Raw genomic sequence first — 15,634 nt, 5'->3', positions numbered from 1 at the left:
GGTCGGGGGCGGGGGACTGGGGCGGTCACTGCGGGGGGTTGCCGTGCTTGCGCGACGGCAGGTCGGCGTGCTTCGCGCGGAGCATGTCCAGCGAGCGGATGAGGACGGAGCGGGTCTCGCGGGGGTCGATGACGTCGTCGATGAGGCCGCGTTCGGCCGCGTAGTACGGGTGCATCAGCTCGTCCTTGTACTCGGCGATCCGCTGCTGCCGTACGGCGTCGGGGTCGTCGGCCGCGTTGATCTCGCGGCGGAAGACGACGTTGGCCGCGCCCTCGGCGCCCATCACGGCGATCTCGTTGGTGGGCCAGGCCAGGGCCAGGTCGGCGCCGATGGAGCGCGAGTCCATGACGATGTACGCGCCGCCGTAGGCCTTGCGCAGGACGAGGGAGATGCGCGGCACGGTCGCGTTGCAGTACGCGTACAGCAGCTTGGCCCCGCGCCGGATGATGCCGTTGTGCTCCTGCTCCACGCCGGGCAGGAAGCCGGGGACGTCGACGAGCGTGACCAGCGGGATGTTGAAGGCGTCGCAGAACTGCACGAACCGGGCGGCCTTCTCGGAGGCCTCGATGTCGAGCACTCCGGCCATGGCGGCGGGCTGGTTGGCGACGATGCCGACGACGTGTCCGTCGAGGCGGGACAGCGCGCAGACGATGTTGGTGGCCCAGGCGGGGTGGATCTCGAAGAACTCGCCGTCGTCGACGACCTCCACGATGACCTTGCGGATGTCGTAGGCCTGCCCGGGGTCGGCCGGCACCAGGTCCAGGAGCGCGTCCGTGAGCCGGTCGGACGGGTCGCCGGACCGCTCGACGGGCGACATCTCGCGGTTGTTCGCCGGGAGCAGCGACAGGAGGTAGCGCACGTCCTCGATGCAGTGCTCCTCGTCGTCGTAGGCGAAGTGCGAGACGCCGGAGACCGCGGAGTGGACGTCGGCGCCGCCGAGGCCGTTCTGGGTGATCTCCTCGCCGGTGACGGCCTTGACGACGTCCGGGCCGGTGATGAACATCTGCGAGGTCTCGCGGACCATGAAGACGAAGTCGGTGAGGGCCGGGGAGTAGGCGGCGCCGCCCGCGCACGGTCCGAGCATCACCGAGATCTGCGGGATGACGCCCGAGGCGCGGGTGTTGCGCTGGAAGATGCCGCCGTAGCCGGCGAGGGCGGAGACGCCCTCCTGGATGCGGGCGCCGGCCCCGTCGTTGAGGGAGACCAGCGGGGCGCCGGCCGCCTCGGCCAGGTCCATGATCTTGTGGATCTTCTGGGCGTGGGCCTCGCCCAGGGCGCCGCCGAAGACGCGGAAGTCGTGGGCGTAGACGAAGACCGTACGGCCGTGGACGGAGCCCCAGCCGGTGATCACGCCGTCGCCGTGCGGCTTCTTGTGCTCCAGCCCGAAGCCGCTCGCGCGGTGCCGGCGCAGCGGCTCCACCTCGTTGAACGACCCCTTGTCCAGGAGCAGGGCGATCCGCTCGTGCGCGGTCAGCTTGCCCTTGGCGTGCTGGCGCTCGGTGGCGGCCTCGTCCGGGCCGCGCCGCGCCGCTTCCTTGATCTCGGTGAGCTCGTCGATCCGGCCCAGGATCGTGGCGTCTGCTGCGGGCATCGTCTTCCTCAACTCTCTTACGTCGGTCGGGTGGTCAGGCGGCGGAGGCGTCGCGGCGCCGGGCGGCGAACGCGGCGACGGTCAGGTCGAGCTGGCGGGTGGTGCCGGTGGCCAGCGCGCGGGTGCGCGGCGCGATGCGGCGCCCGAGGCCCGTCAGCACGAGCCCGGGCCCGACCTCCACGAAGTGGGTGGTGCCGCGGGCGGCGAGCAGCCGTACCGTCTCGGTCCACCGGACCGGGCTGGTGAGCTGCGCGCGCAGCGCGACCACGGCCTCGGTGGCGGTGGTCACCTCGGTGCCGGTGACGCTGGAGACCAGCGGGGTCCGGGGGTTGGCGAAGTGGGTGCCGATGAGCGCCTCGGTGAACTCGGCCTCGATGTCGCGGAGCAGGCTCGTGTGGAACGGGCCGCCGGTCGGGATCTCCTTGACCCGTACGGCTCCCGCGGCGCGGGCCAGGCTGATCAGCCGGTCCACCGCGGCGGCTTCGCCGGACACGGCGCTCTGGCCGGGCTCGTTGTCGCCGGTGACCTCCACGATCCGGCCGGTGGCGCGGGCGGCCTCGGCGCACAGCCAGCGGACCTCGGCGCGGCTGAGCCCGATGACGGCGGCGGTGGCGCTGGGCACCCGGTCGTTGGTGGTGGCCACCAGTTCGCCGCGCAGCCGGACCAGTTCGAGGGCGTCGGTCCAGTGCAGTACGCCGGCGGCGGTCAGCGCCGTGTACTCGCCCAGGCTGTGGCCCGCGACCGCGTCGGCCACGATGCCGCGGTCGCGCAGGATCTCGTGGGTGATGAGGCTCGTCAGGAACACGGCCGGCTGGGCGATCGCGGGATCGGCCAGTTCGGCGGCGGACCCGTACAGGCACAGCCGCGACAGGGGGATGCCGAGGAGGTCGTCGGCTTCCCGGAAGTAGCGGTCGGCGATCTCCGGCCGGGGCGCGTACAGGTCGCGGCCCATGCCCACGCGCTGTGAGCCCTGGCCCGGGAAGACGAAGGCGGTACGGGTCATGCTCTCGTGCCCTTCTGGTCGTGGGTCGTCATCGGTCGGCGGGTCGGTCCGTGCGGAGCGGGTCGGGAGCGCGCAGCCACTCCCGGGACAGCCGGCGTACGTCGACGGTCCGCGGCGCGGTGGCGCGCACGGCCGCCGCGGCGACGTGGCCCGGCCCGCAGGGCACGTCGAGGACGGTCCAGCCGGCCGGGTGCGCGGCCCGGTCCCCGCCGAGGTAGTCCTGGGCCGGAGACCTCCGCAGGCCGGTGCCGATGCCCTTGAGGAAGGCCTCCTTGCGGGTCCAGGTCCGGCCGAACAGCCGGGTCCGGTCCGCGCCGTGCGCCCCGGCCAGCTCGGCGCGCTCCCAGGGGTGCAGCGACGGCAGGCAGTACTCCACCGTCGCCGGGCGGGGCAGCCGCTCCACGTCCACGCCGACCGGTACGGCCGCGATGCCCACGAGGGCGATCCCGGCGCTGTGCGAGAGCGAGAAGTGCAGGGGCGGCGAGGACTCCGCGAGGGCGGGCCGGCCGTGTTCCCCGCCGCAGTCGGCGCAGCGCTCCCGTACGAAGCGCAGCTGCCGCGGTGCGGTGCCGGTGTAGCGGCCGAGCAGCCGGCGCAGCGCGATGTGGGCGGCGGTGTAGAGGAGCCCGTCGTCGCGGCGGACGAAGGCGTCGGCGCGGCGCTGCTCGGCGGCGTCCAGGTCGGAGCGGTCCAGCTGCCCCGCGTCGGTGCCGAGCGGGCTGTGCACCAGCCACAGGTCGAGCCGGCCGGGCTCCACCGTGAACTGCGGTTGGGCCGCGTCGCGTCGGAATGACGCAGTCTGTCGGCCCGGCGCGGTGGTCATGTCCTCACCCCCTGGGCGGGCCGTGGTCGGGAGGGGCAACGGGCGGGGAGGGGGTGCGCCGTACGGCGGCGCACCCCTTCCACCGGTGGGTCAGGCCTGGTACGGCGTCTTGGTGCGGGCCTCGCGGAGCGCGTTCGCCCACCAGCCGAGCTGGTCGAGGAGCACCTTGGCGGCTCCGGCCGGGCCGGTCTCGTCCTTCGGCTTGCCGTCCTCGCCGAACTGCTCCCACGCCATGTGGAAGCTGACCGCGTCGCGGACGGTGACCGCGTGCAGCTCGGCGAAGATCGGGCGCAGCTGCTCCACCGACCGCAGGCCGCCGGCGAGGCCGCCGTAGGAGACGAAGCCGACCGGCTTGGCGCGCCACTGCGTGTAGTGCCAGTCGATGAGGTGCTTCAGCGAGGCGGGGAAGCTGTGGTTGTACTCCGGCGTCACGATGACGTAGGCGTCGGCCTGCTCCAGGCGGGGCGAGATCTTCGCGAGGATCCCGGCCGCCTCCTCGGACGGGTTGTGCGAGAGGGCGAAGGGCAGCTCGTGGTCGGCGAGGTCGATCACGTCGACGATCAGGTCGGCGCGCTCCTTGGCGACACCGGCGAACCACTCGCCGACGACCGGACCGAACCGGCCCTCGCGGACACTGCTGTTGATCACTGCAAGCCGCAGAGGCTCGTTCGACATGTTGTTCCTTTCATGGGGTGGAGAGGGTGGAGAGGGGTGTGGGGGGTCAGGGGGCGGTGCGGTGCGCCGCCCGCCGCGGCCGGAGACCGCGGAGTGCGAGGAGCAGGCCGAACAGGCCGACGGCCGTGACCAGCAGGAGGGACCGGGCGGCCCCGGAGGGGTGGAGCGCGGCGGTCGCCGCCGTCACCAGGGCCGCGCCCAGCTGGACGGCGGTCTGGTACAGCCCGCTCGCCTCCGCCTGCCGGCCGTCCGGGACCGCGGCGGTCGCCTGGAGGTGGAAGGCGGTGAAGGCGAGGACGAACGCGGCGCCGACGAGCAGCATGGTGGGCAGGACGTCGGTCGCGTACGAGACGTCCGGACGGCCGTCGCGCGGGTACAGGGCGTACCCGAGCGGCGCGGCCGCGGCGCCGGCCGCGATCAGCCGGGCCGGGCCGAACCGGGCCGCGATCCGGCCCGAGTACAGCGCGGTCAGTGCGAGGGGCGCGCTGGCCGGCAGGAAGGCCAGGCCCGTCTCCAGCGGGCTCCAGCCGGCCCGCTGCTGGAGGTGCAGCGTGCTCACCAGGAGCAGCCCGAGGTACGAGCCGTTGAGCGCGCCGGCGCCGAGTGCGGAGCGCACCAGCGGCTCCCGGGCGAGCAGGTCGAGGCGTACCAGCGGGTGCCCGCCGGTGGACTCGCGCCGGACGAACAGTGCGCCGAGGACCGCCGCCAGGGCGAAGGCCCCCAGCGTCCGCGGGGCGCCCCAGCCGGCTCCGGGCACCGCGGTGACGGCGTACACCAGCGCGAGGACGGTGCCGGTGAGGCAGAGCGCGCTCGCGGTGCCGTAGCGGCCGGGGGCCTTGCGGCCGGCCGGCTCGCCGGCCTCGTCCGCCGCGTTCGCCTCGTCCGCCGCTTTCGCCGCGGGCCGGTCCCGGGGGATCAGCCGCAGCCCGGCGGCGAGCAGCAGCAGTGCGACCGGCGCCGGGAAGGCGAAGGCCCAGCGCCAGCTGACCTCGGTGACGGCCCCGGACAGCACCAGTCCGGCGGAGAAACCGCCCGCTCCGAAGAGCGAGTAGACCGCCACGGCCCGCGAACGGGCCCGCCCCGCGGGGAAGACGGAGGCGATGATCGCCATCCCGGTGGGGGCGGTCAGCGCGGCGCAGAAGCCCTTCACGACGCGGCTCGCGACGAGCACGTACACGTCGTCCGCCAGCGCCCCGGCGAGCGAGGCCGCCGCGAACACGGCGAGCGCCGCGAGGTAGACGGGCCGGCGGCCCAGCAGCGCGACCAGCCGGCCGCCGAAGAGCAGCAGCCCGCCGAAGCCCGCCGCGAACCCGGTGACCACCCACTGCGCCTGCGGCGCCGTCAGGTGCAGGTCCTCGGCGATGGACGGCAGCGCCACCAGCGCGACCGACACCTCCAGGGCGTCGAGGAGCATGTTGCCCGCGAGAACGAACAGCAGGCCCCAGAGGGCGAGGGCCCTCGGTGTCGCAGTCGAGACGGATGTCATGGTCCTCGTCCTGGTTCGGTTCCTGGTGGGGAGGGGGCGGCGCGGCGCGCTCCGGCCGGCGGTTCAGCCGAGGAGGGTGCCGCCGGTGGCGTCGACGAACGAGCCGGTGATCCAGCGGGCCTCGTCGGTGGCGAGGAAGGCCACCACGTCGGCGACGTCGTCGGGCTCGCCGACCCGGTTGAAGGCGGACAGGCCGGCCATGGCCTCGACGGCCTGCGGGATGTCGAACACCGGGTTGCCGTTGCGGGTGATGCCCGGCGCCACGCTGTTGATGGTGATGTTGCGCGGGCCGAGGAGCTTCGCGAAGTGCAGCGCGAGCTGCTCGACGGCCCCCTTCGTCATCGCGTACGCGATCTCGTCCGGGTTCGCGAAGTGGGTCAGTCCGGAGGAGATGTTGATGATGCGGCCGCCGTCGGGCATGTTCTTCAGCGCCCGCTGGATGAGGAAGAACGGCGCCTTCGCGTTGACCGCGAACAGCCGGTCGAAGACCTCGGGGGTGGTGTCCTCGGCCTTGACGCCGCCCATCACGCCGGCGTTGTTGACCAGGATGTCCAGGTTGGTGCCGCCGGTGCGCTCCCGCAGGCCCTTCTCCAGGCCGAGGAACAGCTCGTGGACGTCGCCGGCCACGCCCAGTTCGGCCCGGACGGTGAAGGCCCGGCCGCCGTCCTTCTCGATGGACGAGACGACGTCCTCGGCGGCCGACTCGTTCGACGTGTAGTGGACGGCGACGAGCGCGCCCTCCGCGGCCAGCCGGACGGCCGTCGCCCGGCCCATGCCGCGGCTGGATCCCGTGACCAGGGCGGTCTTGCCGTTGAGCCTGCCTGCCATGCCTGTTCTCCTTCGCTTCGCCGTCACTGCGGCTGATGCTGATGTGGATGCGGGTGAGGTCGCCGCGGCCGGTGCGGCGGCGGCCGGTGCTGCGGCGGCCGGTGCTGCGGCGGCCGGTGTGCCGAACCAGCGGGTCAGGGCGGTGACGAGGCCCTCGCCATCGCCGGGCGGATCGCCGGCCGGGTCGTCGGCCGGGTCGTCGGCCGCCCAGACGACGTGTCCGTCGGGCCGGACCAGTACGGAGGTCCCGCCGGGGTCCGCCCCGGTGGCGACGACCGTGTCGACGAGGCCCGCCCAGGGCGCCGCCCGGTCCCGCAGCGCCGCGCCGTCGCCGCCGCTCAGCAGCAGGACGCCGCGCCCGGTCCGCAGCAGCGAGGTGCTGGTGACCGGCCCGTCCTCGGTGGTGAGCGCCCGGTGCGGCAGCCGGCGGCCGAGCAGCGGGTGTCCGCCCGGGCCGACGTCGTAGCGGATGTCCAGCCCCGCGACCATGCCGGCCAGGTGGGCCCGTACGTCCTCGTGGCCGACGAGCTCCGCCACGACCTGCCGGGCCGCGTCGACCTCGCCCGCGCCGAGCAGCAGCAGGGCCTGCGCCCGGATGTTGCTCAGGACCCGGGCGCCGACCGCGTGCCGCTCGGTGTGGTAGCTGTCGAGCAGCCCCTCGGGGCCCCGCTCGCACACCTGGGCGCCCAGCTTCCAGCCGAGGTTGACGGCGTCCTGGAGCCCGAGGTTGAGCGCCTGGCCGCCGACGGGCATCTGCTGGTGGGCGGCGTCGCCCGCCAGGAAGAGGCGGAAGTCGCGGTAGGCGGAGGCCTGTCGGGAGGCGTCGCCGAAGGAGTTCACCCACAGCGGGGTACCGCCGGTGATGTCCTCCCCGGTGACGCGCTTCCAGGTGTCGGCGACGTCCGCGAACGTCGGCGCACCGCCGCGCGGAACCGCGCCGAACTCGTGCACCATCACCCGGGTCACGCCGTCGGGACGCCGGGCGGCGATGGCGAGTCCGCCCTCCAGCCGCTGGAAGCGGCGGTTCGGTACGTCGATGCCGGACACGTCGGCCCGCAGCAGCTCGCGCGTCGCGTCGGCCCCGGGGAAGGCGAACCCGCCCAGGCGACGCACCGCGCTGTTCTCCCCGTCGCAGCCTACGAGGCACTTGGCCCGGAAGGACGCCGTCGTCCCGTCCGCGCGCAGCGCCCGTGCCTCGACGTGGTCCCCGGTCACGGTCAGCCCGGTCAGCTCGTGGCCGCGCCGGACGTCCGCGCCAAGGTCCCGCGCCCACTCCCCCAGCAGCTCCTCCATGCGGGTCTGCGGGACCTTCCACTGGCCCGGGTAGGGGCCGGGAAGGGTGAGGTCGAGCGGGATGCCCCCGAAGTGCCCGGCGGGCTCCCGGGGCACCTCGCCCAGCGGCGCGAGCAGGCCGCGGGCGTCGAGGACCTCCATGGTGCGGGCGTGCAGGGTGGACGCCCGCGACTCCGTGGTCGGCGCGGTCAGCTTCTCGAGGACCACCACGTCCGCGCCGGCCAGCCGCAGTTCGCCCGCGAGCATCAAGCCCACCGGCCCGGCGCCGACCACGATCACCTGCGTGTGCGTGAAGTCCCCGGTCACGGTCAGACCGCCTTGGCTTCCGCGTACGCCTTGGCGTGGCCGAGCGTGGCGCGGCTGTTGGTGCTGAGCGCGGTGCGCACGTACGCGCGGGCGTCGGCGATCGTCGCCTCGGCGCCGAGGATGCGCGCGATGTTCTCGGTGTTGATGGTCACCGTGTGCTGGGAGGAGGCGGCGACGCCGTTGTCGTTCTCCGCGAACGTCCAGTAGCCGGTGTGCAGGGTCATCAGCGCCGGCAGGGTGACCTGCTTGTAGGCGATCTTGTCGTGCGGGAACGTCACCCGGTAGGACTTGGTGGTGTGCACCGAGCCGTCCTTGGCGCGGGTGTCCATCTCCAGGGTCTGCAGGCCGGGGACGTCCTCGTCCAGGCGCACCTTGGCGACGTGCGGGAGGCGCTCCTCCCACAGGTCGGCCTCGTTGATGAAGTCGTACGCGTCCTTGGCGGAGCCGTTGATCTGGACGGTGTCCTCGAAGGAGAACGTGAGGTCCTCGGAGCCGTGGACGCGTTCGATGTTCTTCTTCAGCGCGGCCAGCTCGGAGCGGGAGTTGCGGTCGACGGCCTCGTCGATCCACGCCAGGCCCGCCGGGTCGTCGTCGACGGCGCGGTAGTCGTGCAGCAGCCGGACCCGGGAGACCTCGGTGTTGACGGCCTCGATGATCCAGGTGCCGCCCATGGAGGCGATCGGGGGCGCGGAGACCTCCTGGCGGAAGGTGATCCGCAGGTTCTCCGGGTCGAGGGTGCGGCGCGAGGTCCAGTTCTTCGGCTCGCCGTTGGCGGTGGCCCAGATGCGGATCCGCTCGGTGCCCTCGCCCTGCTCGACGTGGTCGACGTAGACCGTGGGCGGGAAGATCTGCGGCCAGTTCTGCACCTCGGCGATCAGCCGGTAGACGGCGGCGGGCGGCGCCGAGATCCTGATCTCGTGCTCCACCTCGCGCGGGCCGGGCTGCGACATGCTGATGCTCCTTGGAATTCGGGTTCGTGGCGGCGGGCGGGCGGCGGGACGGCTCAGAAGTTGCCGAGGCCGCCGCAGACGTTGAGCGCCTGCGAGGTGATGGAGGCGGCGGAGTCCGACGCCAGGTAGCCGACCAGGCCGGCGACCTCCTCCGGCGTGGAGTAGCGGCCGAGCGGGATCTTCGACTGGAACTTTTCGAGGATGGCGTCCTCGGAGGCGTTGTACGCGGCCGCGTAGCCCTGGCGGACGCGCTGCGCCATCGGGGTCTCGACGTAGCCGGGGCAGACCGCGTTCACGGTGATGCCGGTCGGCGCCAGCTCGTTGCCCAGCGCCTTGGTGAAGCCGACGACGCCGTGCTTGGAGGCCGAGTACGGGGCGCCGAGGACGACGCCCTGCTTGCCGGCGGTCGAGGCGATGTTGATGATCCGGCCGCGGTCCTTGTGGCGCATCCCGCCGGTGTTGAGCACCGCGTGGGTCAGCCGGAACACGCTGTTCAGGTTGGTGTCGATGACGTCGTGCCAGAGGCTCTCGTCGATGTCGGCGGTGACGCCGCCACCGCTGCGCCCGGCGTTGTTCACCAGCACGTCCACGGAGCCGAAGCGGTCGACCGCGGCCTGGACGAAGGCGATGGCGTCGTCGGTGGAGCGGACGTCGAGGGTCGTGCCGTCCACGTCCAGGCCCTCGGCCTGGAGCTCCTTGACGGTCTCGGCGACGTTGTCGGCGTTGCGGGCGCCGATGAACACCTGGTGGCCCGAGCCGGCCAGGAGGCGGGCCGCGGCCAGCCCGATTCCGCTGGTGCCACCGGTGACGAGGGCGACCCGCTTGTCCTGCTGCGACATGTCTCAGTACTCCAAGATCTGGAAAGTGGGGAGGGTCAGGCGGTGACGAGGTCGTCGAGGTAGCCGTTGATGGCCGCGACCAGGGCCCGCGGGGTGCGGTTGTCCGCGAAGATGTCGTCGTCGAGCGATATGCCGTACTCGCGCTCGATGCGGCCGCCGGTCTCCAGCAGCGCCAGCGACTCGTAGCCCAGTTCCTCGAAGTCGGTGTCGAGGATGTCGCCGTCGAGGTCGACGCCCTCGCCGGCGCCCGCGCCCTCCAGGAGGATGCGCTTGAGGTCTTCGGTGGTGAACTCCTGCTTGGACATGTGCTTCCTTGCCTCTCGTCGGTGCGTCGTGCTTTTGCGGAAGGGGGGACGGAGCGGGTCGGGACGGGGCGCGCCGCCGCCGGTCAGGGCAGTGGCGTCACGGCGGGCGCCGCCGTCCCGTACGGCCTTCAGTGCGGGGCGCGCACCAGAACGGCCGAGTTGAAGCCGCCGACGCCGCGCGCCAGCACCAGGGCGCTGCGCAGCGAAGCGGTGCGCGGCTGGCCGGTGACCAGGTCGATGGCGTACTCGGGGGAGAGTTCGACGTTGGTGGTCGGCGGGATCAGGCCCTCGCGCATCGCGAGGACGGCCGAGACCACGTCGACCGGGGCGGAACCGGAGTACAGCCGGCCGGTCATCGTCTTGGGCGCGGTGACCGGGACCCCGTTCGGTCCGAAGACCGCGATGAGCGCGTCGGCCTCCTCGCGGTCCAGCCGCGGGGTGCCGGCGGCGTCGGCGAACACCACGTCGACGTCGCCGGGCTCGGCGCCCGCGTCGGCCAGGGCCACCTCGATGGCGCGGCGCAGGCCCGGCTCGCGGCCGCTGCCCGGCTTCGGGTCGATGGTCGCCCCGTACCCGGCGATCTCGCCGTAGATCTTCTGCGCCCCGCGGGCGCGGGCCGTCTCCTCGTCCTCCAGGATCAGCAGCGCACCGCCCTCGCCGGGCACGTAGCCCGAGGCCGCCCGGTCGAAGGGCAGGTAGGCGCGCTCCGGCTCCTCGCTGGTGGACAGGCGCCCGCCGGCGATCTGCGCGACCCAGCCCCACGGGCAGATCGACGCGTCGAAGCCGCCGGAGAAGATCAGCTTGCTGCCCTTGCGGATCTGCCGCCGGGCCTGCGCGATGGCGTCGAGGCCGCCCGCGTGGTCGCTGACGACGACGCCGGAGGGGCCGCGCATGCCGTTGCGGATGGAGATCTGGCCGCTGTTGACGGCGTAGAACCAGGCGAAGGACTGGTACGCCGAGACGTACTGGCTGCCCTGGCTCCACAGGTTCTTCAGCTCGTTCTGGCCGAACTCGAAGCCGCCCGAGGTGGAGGCGGTCACCACGCCCATGTCGTACTCGGGGATGTCCCCGGGCTTGACGCCCGCGTCCTCGAAGGCGCAGTCGGCGGCGACCAGCGCGAGCCGCGTCATCCGGTCGGTCTGCGGGATCAGCCGGCTCGGCAGGTGGTCCTCGGCCTCGAAGCCGCGGATCTCGCCGGCCAGGCGGGACGGGTACGGGGACGGGTCGAAGCGGGTGATCGGCCCGATGGCGTTCTTGCCGACGCGGGTGGCGGCCCAGAAGTCCTCCACGCCGAGCCCGTTGGGGGTGGCGACGCCGATTCCGGTGATCACTGCCTTGGCGCTCATGACGCGCTCCTCTCAGGACGGGCCAGCACCATCGCGCTCTGGAACCCGCCGAATCCGCTGCCGACCGTCAGGACCGCGTCGGTGCGGTGGTCGCGCGCGACGAGCGGGACGTAGTCGAGGTCGCACTCGGGGTCCGGGGTGTGCAGGTTGGCGGTGGGCGGCACCACGTGGTGTTCCATCGCCAGGACCGAGGCGGCGATCTCGATGGAGCCGATGGCGCCCAGCGAGTGGCCCACCATCGACTTGATGGAGCTGACGGGCGTGCGGTACGCGTGGTCGCCGAGGCTCAGCTTGAACGCGGCCGTCTCGTGCCGGTCGTTCTGCTTGGTGCCCGACCCGTGCGCGTTGATGTAGTCGACCGACTCGGGGTTCATCCGTGCCTCGTCGAGGGCCACCCGGATCGCCTCGGCCATCTCGCGGCCGTCGGGGCGCAGGCCCGTCATGTGGAAGGCGTTGCAGCGGGAGGCGTAGCCGGCGATCTCGGCGTAGATGTGCGCGCCGCGCCTGCGGGCGTTGTCCAGCTCCTCCAGGACGAAGACGGCGGAGCCCTCGCCCAGCACGAAGCCGTTGCGGGTGCTGTCGAACGGCCGCGAGGCGTGCTCGGGGTCGTCGTTGCGCGGGGTCGTCGCCTTGATCGCGTCGAAGCACGCCATGGTGATCGGCGAGATCGGGGCGTCGGTGGCGCCGGCGATCATCACGTCGGCGGTGCCCTCGCGGATCAGCTCGACGGCGTGGCCGACGGAGTCCAGGCCGGAGGTGCAGCCGGTGGAGACCACCGTGGCCGGACCCTCGGCGCCGACCGCCCAGGCCACCTCGGCCGAGAACGAGCTCGGCACGAAGTGGTTGTACAGGTGCTGCGGCGCGTAGGCGTGGTCCACCAGGTCGAGGCGGCCGTCGTTGCTGACCACGCGGTACTCGTTGTCGAGCCCGGTGGTCGCGCCGACCGCGCTGCCGATGGTGACGCCCGTGCGGTGCGGGTCGAAGCCGGCCAGGTCCAGGCCGCTGTCCGCGAGCGCCTCGCGGGCGGTGACCACGCCGAACTGCGCGGCGCGGTCCATGCGGCGGATCTCCTGGGGCGTCAGCCCGTGCAGCTCCGGGTCGAAGTCGGCCTCGGCCGCGATCCGGGAGCGGAAGGAGGAGGGGTCGAAGAAGGTGATGCCCCGGGTCGCTGTGCGGCCTTCGCTCAGCAGACTCCAGAAGTTCTTGGCACCGATGCCTCCGGGTGCCAGCACCCCGACACCGGTGATCACTACACGGCGGCCCACTAGCGCTGCCCTCCCATCATGTCGTGGCGGATCGGCTTCACTTGGAGGCCGTCCAGTCGTAGAAGCGGGTGGCCATCGCGTCGGCCGGGGAGCGCCAGGTCAGCGGGTCGTACGCCTCGATGAACGGCTTGAGGTCCTGGCTGATCCCGACGAAGCGGGGGTCGGACTTCGCCTGCTCGATGAGCTCGCCGCCGTTGTCGCCGTCGAAGTCCTGCAGGTGGAAGTACAGGCCCTTGTACGAGAACAGCTGGCGGCGCCGGGTGCCCATGCGGTGCGGCATCTCGGTTCCGTCGAACTCGCCGAAGAGCTTGGCGACCTCGGCGCTGGACTCCACGTCCATCCGGGCCACGATCAGGGTGCTGTGCATGTCTTCTCTCTTCCGTGGGGTCAGCGCGCGGCTGCGGGACTGAACAGGCGGATGAAGTCCGCGACGCCGGCCGCGACGAGGGAGTCGGTCTCGAAGTCCGACAGCGGCAGGGCGCCGTGGAACGAGGCCTGGACGACGCCGCCCGCGACCAGCTGGATGAAGCGGCCGGCAGCGTGGTCGCTGTCGGGGATGTCGAGGAGTCCGGCGTCGCCGAGGCGCTCCAGCCGGCGCGCGAGCTCGCGCTGCGCCTGGCGGGGGCCGGAGGTCTGCCACATCTCCACCACGCCGCCCGGGAGCCGGACGATCTCGGCGCCGAGGTGGCGTACGACGGCGAAGTGCTCGGGGAAGTCGGCGAGCGGCGAGAGCCACGCCCGCCCCAGGGCGGTCAGGTCGCGCTCCAGGTCGGTCACCTCGACGAGGTGGTCCTCGGCGATCACGGTCAGGGCCGCGGCGACGGAGGCCGCGCTGTCGAGCAGGACGGACAGCAGCAGCTGTTCCTTGTCCTTGAAGTAGTGCTCGACGGTGCCCTGTTCCAGCCCGGCCTGGTCCGCCACGGCCCCGACGGTGCTGTGCGTCCAGCCCTCGCGGGCGAAGACGGTACGGGCCGCGGCGACGACGGCGCGGCGCTCCTCGGCCGGACCGGCGGTGGGCCGGGCGATCGTTGCTTGCGTACTGGCCATGGGTCTGTGCCTCCAGTGCTCTGGCTGGTGTGACTGCGTCTGCGGGGGCGGTCCGGGCTGGCCTCAGACCGCGAGGGGCTTGCCGAACCAGCGCTCCAGGGCCATCGGCAGGTCGTGGTGGCTGCCGGGCGCGGCCCAGGCCACGTAGCCGTCGGGGCGGACCAGCACGGCGGAGGTTCCGCGCAGGCCGCTCGCCGGCGTCAGCTCGGCCGGGTCCGCGGTGACGATGTCCACGCGGTCGGCCCAGCCGGCGGCCCGGGCGCGCAGCCGTGCGTTGTCCTCGAAGTCGAGCAGGACGCCGCGGGCGGAGTGCAGCAGCTCGCGGCTCGTCCGGCTGCGCTGTCCGACGGTCAGCTCCACCTGCGGCATGCGCCGGCCGAGGAGCGGGTGGTCGCCGGAGCCGACGTCGTAGCGGATCTCCAGCCCGCTCACCATGGCGGCGAGGTGCTTGGCGACGTCCTCGTACCCGATCAGCTCGCCCAGCACGTCGCGCAGCGGCTGTACCTCGGGTCCGCTGAGGAAGAGCAGGCCCTGCGCCCGGGTGTTCATCAGCAGGCGCTTGCCGACCGCGTGACGCTCGGTGTGGTAGGTGTCCAACAGGTCCTGCGGAGCCCAGCCGTTGACGACGGCGGCGAGCTTCCAGCCCAGGTTGACCGCGTCCTGGATGCTCGTGTTCATGCCCTGCCCGCCGGCCGGCAGGTGGATGTGCGCGGAGTCTCCCGCGAGCAGCACCCGGCCGCGCCGGTACTCGGTCACCTGCCGGGTCGCGTCGCCGAACGAGCTCACCCACACCGGCTCGGCGTGCGAGATGTCGTCGCCCGTCAGCCGCTTCCAGGCGTCCGCGACCTCCTGGAACTCCGGGGGGCTCTGGCGCCGGCGCGGCGGGGTGCCGCGCTCGCACACGATGATCCGGGTGACCCCGCCGGGCAGCGGGCCGACCATGACCATGCCGCCGGGCAGCGTCTCCCCGATCATCCGGGTCTCCAGCTCGATGCCCTTCAGGTCCGCGAGGAACATCTCCATCGTCGCGGGCGTGCCGGGGAAGTCGAAGCCGACCGCCTTGCGGACCATGCTGCGGCCACCGTCACATCCGACGAGGTAGGCGGCGCGCAGCGTCGAGACGCCGCCGGGGCCGCGGACCTCGACGGAGACGCCGTCCCCGTCGTCGTCGATGGACAGCACCTCGTGTCCGCGCCGCAGGTCGGCGCCGACGCTCGTGGCCCATTCCTCCAGGTGCGTCTCGGTCGCCGACTGCGGCACCGTCTTGGCGGCCTGCAGGGCCCCCTCCAGCACCGCGAAGTCGACGGGGATCCCGCCGAAGTGCCCGTGGTTGCTGGTCTCGACGTCACCGAAGCGGGGCAGGATGCCGCGCTGGTCGAACACCTCCATGGTGCGCGCGGTGAACCCGAGGCCACGGGACTCCCCCGTGCGCTGGGGGAGGCGCTCCAGAACGATGACATCGACCCCCGCGAGCCGCAGCTCACCGGCGAGCGTCAGCCCGGCCGGACCCGCGCCCACGACAATCACGGCAGCGTCCATGTACCTCTCCTCAGACATTCTCAGGGTTCCTTTCAGCGGAAGCTGTTAATGAGTCTCCGCGATAAAGGAGAGGGCGACAATGCATTCCCATTCAAACCCCGGTGATATTTCGTCACGGGTTCGCGCATTATTCAGCGGCTCATTAAAGGAACTACAGAGGAACGAAAAGCGGCACGTCGGCGGCACCGGAATCCGGACCCGGCCGCGGACGTCCGTACGCGTGAAGGCCCCGCCCGGACCGGGGTCCTGGCGGGGCCTTCACGCGGGCGCCGGGGGGGGGGGGGGGGGGGGGCCCCCCCGGGGGGGGGGGGGGGGGGGGGGGGGGGGGGGGGGGCGGG

General features: G+C 72.9%; 14 protein-coding genes. All 14 read right to left on the bottom strand.

The features are described 5' to 3' along the window. Positions 1-25: 25 nt before the first annotated feature. Entirely contained in the window at positions 26-1,591 is a 1,566-nt protein-coding gene (locus ACZ6S8_RS20020) for an acyl-CoA carboxylase subunit beta (RefSeq protein ID WP_469457484.1), read from the bottom strand. A 34-nt stretch (positions 1,592-1,625) separates the two neighbouring features. Beyond that, positions 1,626-2,594, bottom strand: coding sequence for an ACP S-malonyltransferase (locus tag ACZ6S8_RS20015; protein ID WP_469457482.1), 969 nt, complete (start codon positions 2,592-2,594; stop codon positions 1,626-1,628). Positions 2,595-2,622: 28 nt separating this feature from the next. Further along, positions 2,623-3,417 (bottom strand): 4'-phosphopantetheinyl transferase family protein, encoded by a 795-nt coding sequence (locus ACZ6S8_RS20010; RefSeq protein ID WP_469457480.1) that lies wholly within the window; start codon positions 3,415-3,417, stop codon positions 2,623-2,625. Positions 3,418-3,507: 90 nt separating this feature from the next. Next, positions 3,508-4,092: an NADPH-dependent FMN reductase gene (locus tag ACZ6S8_RS20005; RefSeq protein ID WP_469457478.1), complete on the bottom strand. Its 585-nt coding sequence runs from the start codon at positions 4,090-4,092 to the stop codon at positions 3,508-3,510. A 46-nt stretch (positions 4,093-4,138) separates the two neighbouring features. After that, on the bottom strand, positions 4,139-5,578 hold the full coding sequence (locus tag ACZ6S8_RS20000; RefSeq protein WP_469457476.1) for an MFS transporter: 1,440 nt from the start codon (positions 5,576-5,578) through the stop codon (positions 4,139-4,141). 63 nt (positions 5,579-5,641) lie between these two features. Beyond that, positions 5,642-7,945 (bottom strand): SDR family oxidoreductase, encoded by a 2,304-nt coding sequence (locus ACZ6S8_RS19995; RefSeq protein ID WP_469457877.1) that lies wholly within the window; start codon positions 7,943-7,945, stop codon positions 5,642-5,644. Positions 7,946-8,007: 62 nt separating this feature from the next. Further along, complete coding sequence (locus tag ACZ6S8_RS19990; protein WP_469457474.1) at positions 8,008-8,955, bottom strand: aromatase/cyclase; 948 nt, start codon at positions 8,953-8,955, stop codon at positions 8,008-8,010. Positions 8,956-9,008: 53 nt separating this feature from the next. Beyond that, entirely contained in the window at positions 9,009-9,794 is a 786-nt protein-coding gene (fabG, locus tag ACZ6S8_RS19985) for a 3-oxoacyl-ACP reductase FabG (protein ID WP_386536824.1), read from the bottom strand. A gap of 35 nt (positions 9,795-9,829) precedes the next feature. Beyond that, positions 9,830-10,099 carry an acyl carrier protein gene (locus ACZ6S8_RS19980; RefSeq protein ID WP_469457471.1) on the bottom strand — a complete coding sequence of 90 codons (270 nt, stop codon included), beginning with the start codon at positions 10,097-10,099 and terminating at the stop codon, positions 9,830-9,832. A gap of 128 nt (positions 10,100-10,227) precedes the next feature. Then, positions 10,228-11,445 carry a ketosynthase chain-length factor gene (locus ACZ6S8_RS19975; RefSeq protein ID WP_469457469.1) on the bottom strand — a complete coding sequence of 406 codons (1,218 nt, stop codon included), beginning with the start codon at positions 11,443-11,445 and terminating at the stop codon, positions 10,228-10,230. Then, complete coding sequence (locus tag ACZ6S8_RS19970) at positions 11,442-12,710, bottom strand: beta-ketoacyl-[acyl-carrier-protein] synthase family protein (protein ID WP_469457467.1); 1,269 nt, start codon at positions 12,708-12,710, stop codon at positions 11,442-11,444. The genes ACZ6S8_RS19975 and ACZ6S8_RS19970 overlap by 4 nt, the downstream gene beginning before the upstream one ends. A gap of 37 nt (positions 12,711-12,747) precedes the next feature. Beyond that, on the bottom strand, positions 12,748-13,077 hold the full coding sequence (locus ACZ6S8_RS19965; RefSeq protein WP_469457466.1) for a TcmI family type II polyketide cyclase: 330 nt from the start codon (positions 13,075-13,077) through the stop codon (positions 12,748-12,750). A gap of 20 nt (positions 13,078-13,097) precedes the next feature. Next, complete coding sequence (locus ACZ6S8_RS19960) at positions 13,098-13,757, bottom strand: TetR/AcrR family transcriptional regulator (protein ID WP_469457464.1); 660 nt, start codon at positions 13,755-13,757, stop codon at positions 13,098-13,100. 63 nt (positions 13,758-13,820) lie between these two features. After that, positions 13,821-15,296, bottom strand: coding sequence for an FAD-dependent monooxygenase (locus ACZ6S8_RS19955; protein ID WP_469457462.1), 1,476 nt, complete (start codon positions 15,294-15,296; stop codon positions 13,821-13,823). Positions 15,297-15,634 lie beyond the last annotated feature (338 nt).

Source organism: Streptomyces sp. NPDC048461 (assembly GCF_055587105.1).
This window is presented reverse-complemented; position numbering and strand designations above follow the sequence as displayed.

Excerpts from the sequence above, each read along its gene's own strand:
- ACZ6S8_RS20010 (WP_469457480.1), bottom strand. The coding sequence starts at position 3,417 with ATGACCACCGCGCCGGGCCGACAGACTGCGTCATTCCGACGCGACGCG.
- ACZ6S8_RS19965 (WP_469457466.1), bottom strand. The coding sequence starts at position 13,077 with ATGCACAGCACCCTGATCGTGGCCCGGATGGACGTGGAGTCCAGCGCC.
- ACZ6S8_RS20015 (WP_469457482.1), bottom strand. The coding sequence starts at position 2,594 with ATGACCCGTACCGCCTTCGTCTTCCCGGGCCAGGGCTCACAGCGCGTG.
- ACZ6S8_RS19990 (WP_469457474.1), bottom strand. The coding sequence starts at position 8,955 with ATGTCGCAGCCCGGCCCGCGCGAGGTGGAGCACGAGATCAGGATCTCG.
- ACZ6S8_RS19980 (WP_469457471.1), bottom strand. The coding sequence starts at position 10,099 with ATGTCCAAGCAGGAGTTCACCACCGAAGACCTCAAGCGCATCCTCCTG.
- ACZ6S8_RS19975 (WP_469457469.1), bottom strand. The coding sequence starts at position 11,445 with ATGAGCGCCAAGGCAGTGATCACCGGAATCGGCGTCGCCACCCCCAAC.
- ACZ6S8_RS20000 (WP_469457476.1), bottom strand. The coding sequence starts at position 5,578 with ATGACATCCGTCTCGACTGCGACACCGAGGGCCCTCGCCCTCTGGGGC.
- fabG (WP_386536824.1), bottom strand. The coding sequence starts at position 9,794 with ATGTCGCAGCAGGACAAGCGGGTCGCCCTCGTCACCGGTGGCACCAGC.
- ACZ6S8_RS20020 (WP_469457484.1), bottom strand. The coding sequence starts at position 1,591 with ATGCCCGCAGCAGACGCCACGATCCTGGGCCGGATCGACGAGCTCACC.
- ACZ6S8_RS19995 (WP_469457877.1), bottom strand. The coding sequence starts at position 7,945 with ATGCTCGCGGGCGAACTGCGGCTGGCCGGCGCGGACGTGGTGGTCCTC.
- ACZ6S8_RS19955 (WP_469457462.1), bottom strand. The coding sequence starts at position 15,296 with ATGGACGCTGCCGTGATTGTCGTGGGCGCGGGTCCGGCCGGGCTGACG.
- ACZ6S8_RS19960 (WP_469457464.1), bottom strand. The coding sequence starts at position 13,757 with ATGGCCAGTACGCAAGCAACGATCGCCCGGCCCACCGCCGGTCCGGCC.
- ACZ6S8_RS20005 (WP_469457478.1), bottom strand. The coding sequence starts at position 4,092 with ATGTCGAACGAGCCTCTGCGGCTTGCAGTGATCAACAGCAGTGTCCGC.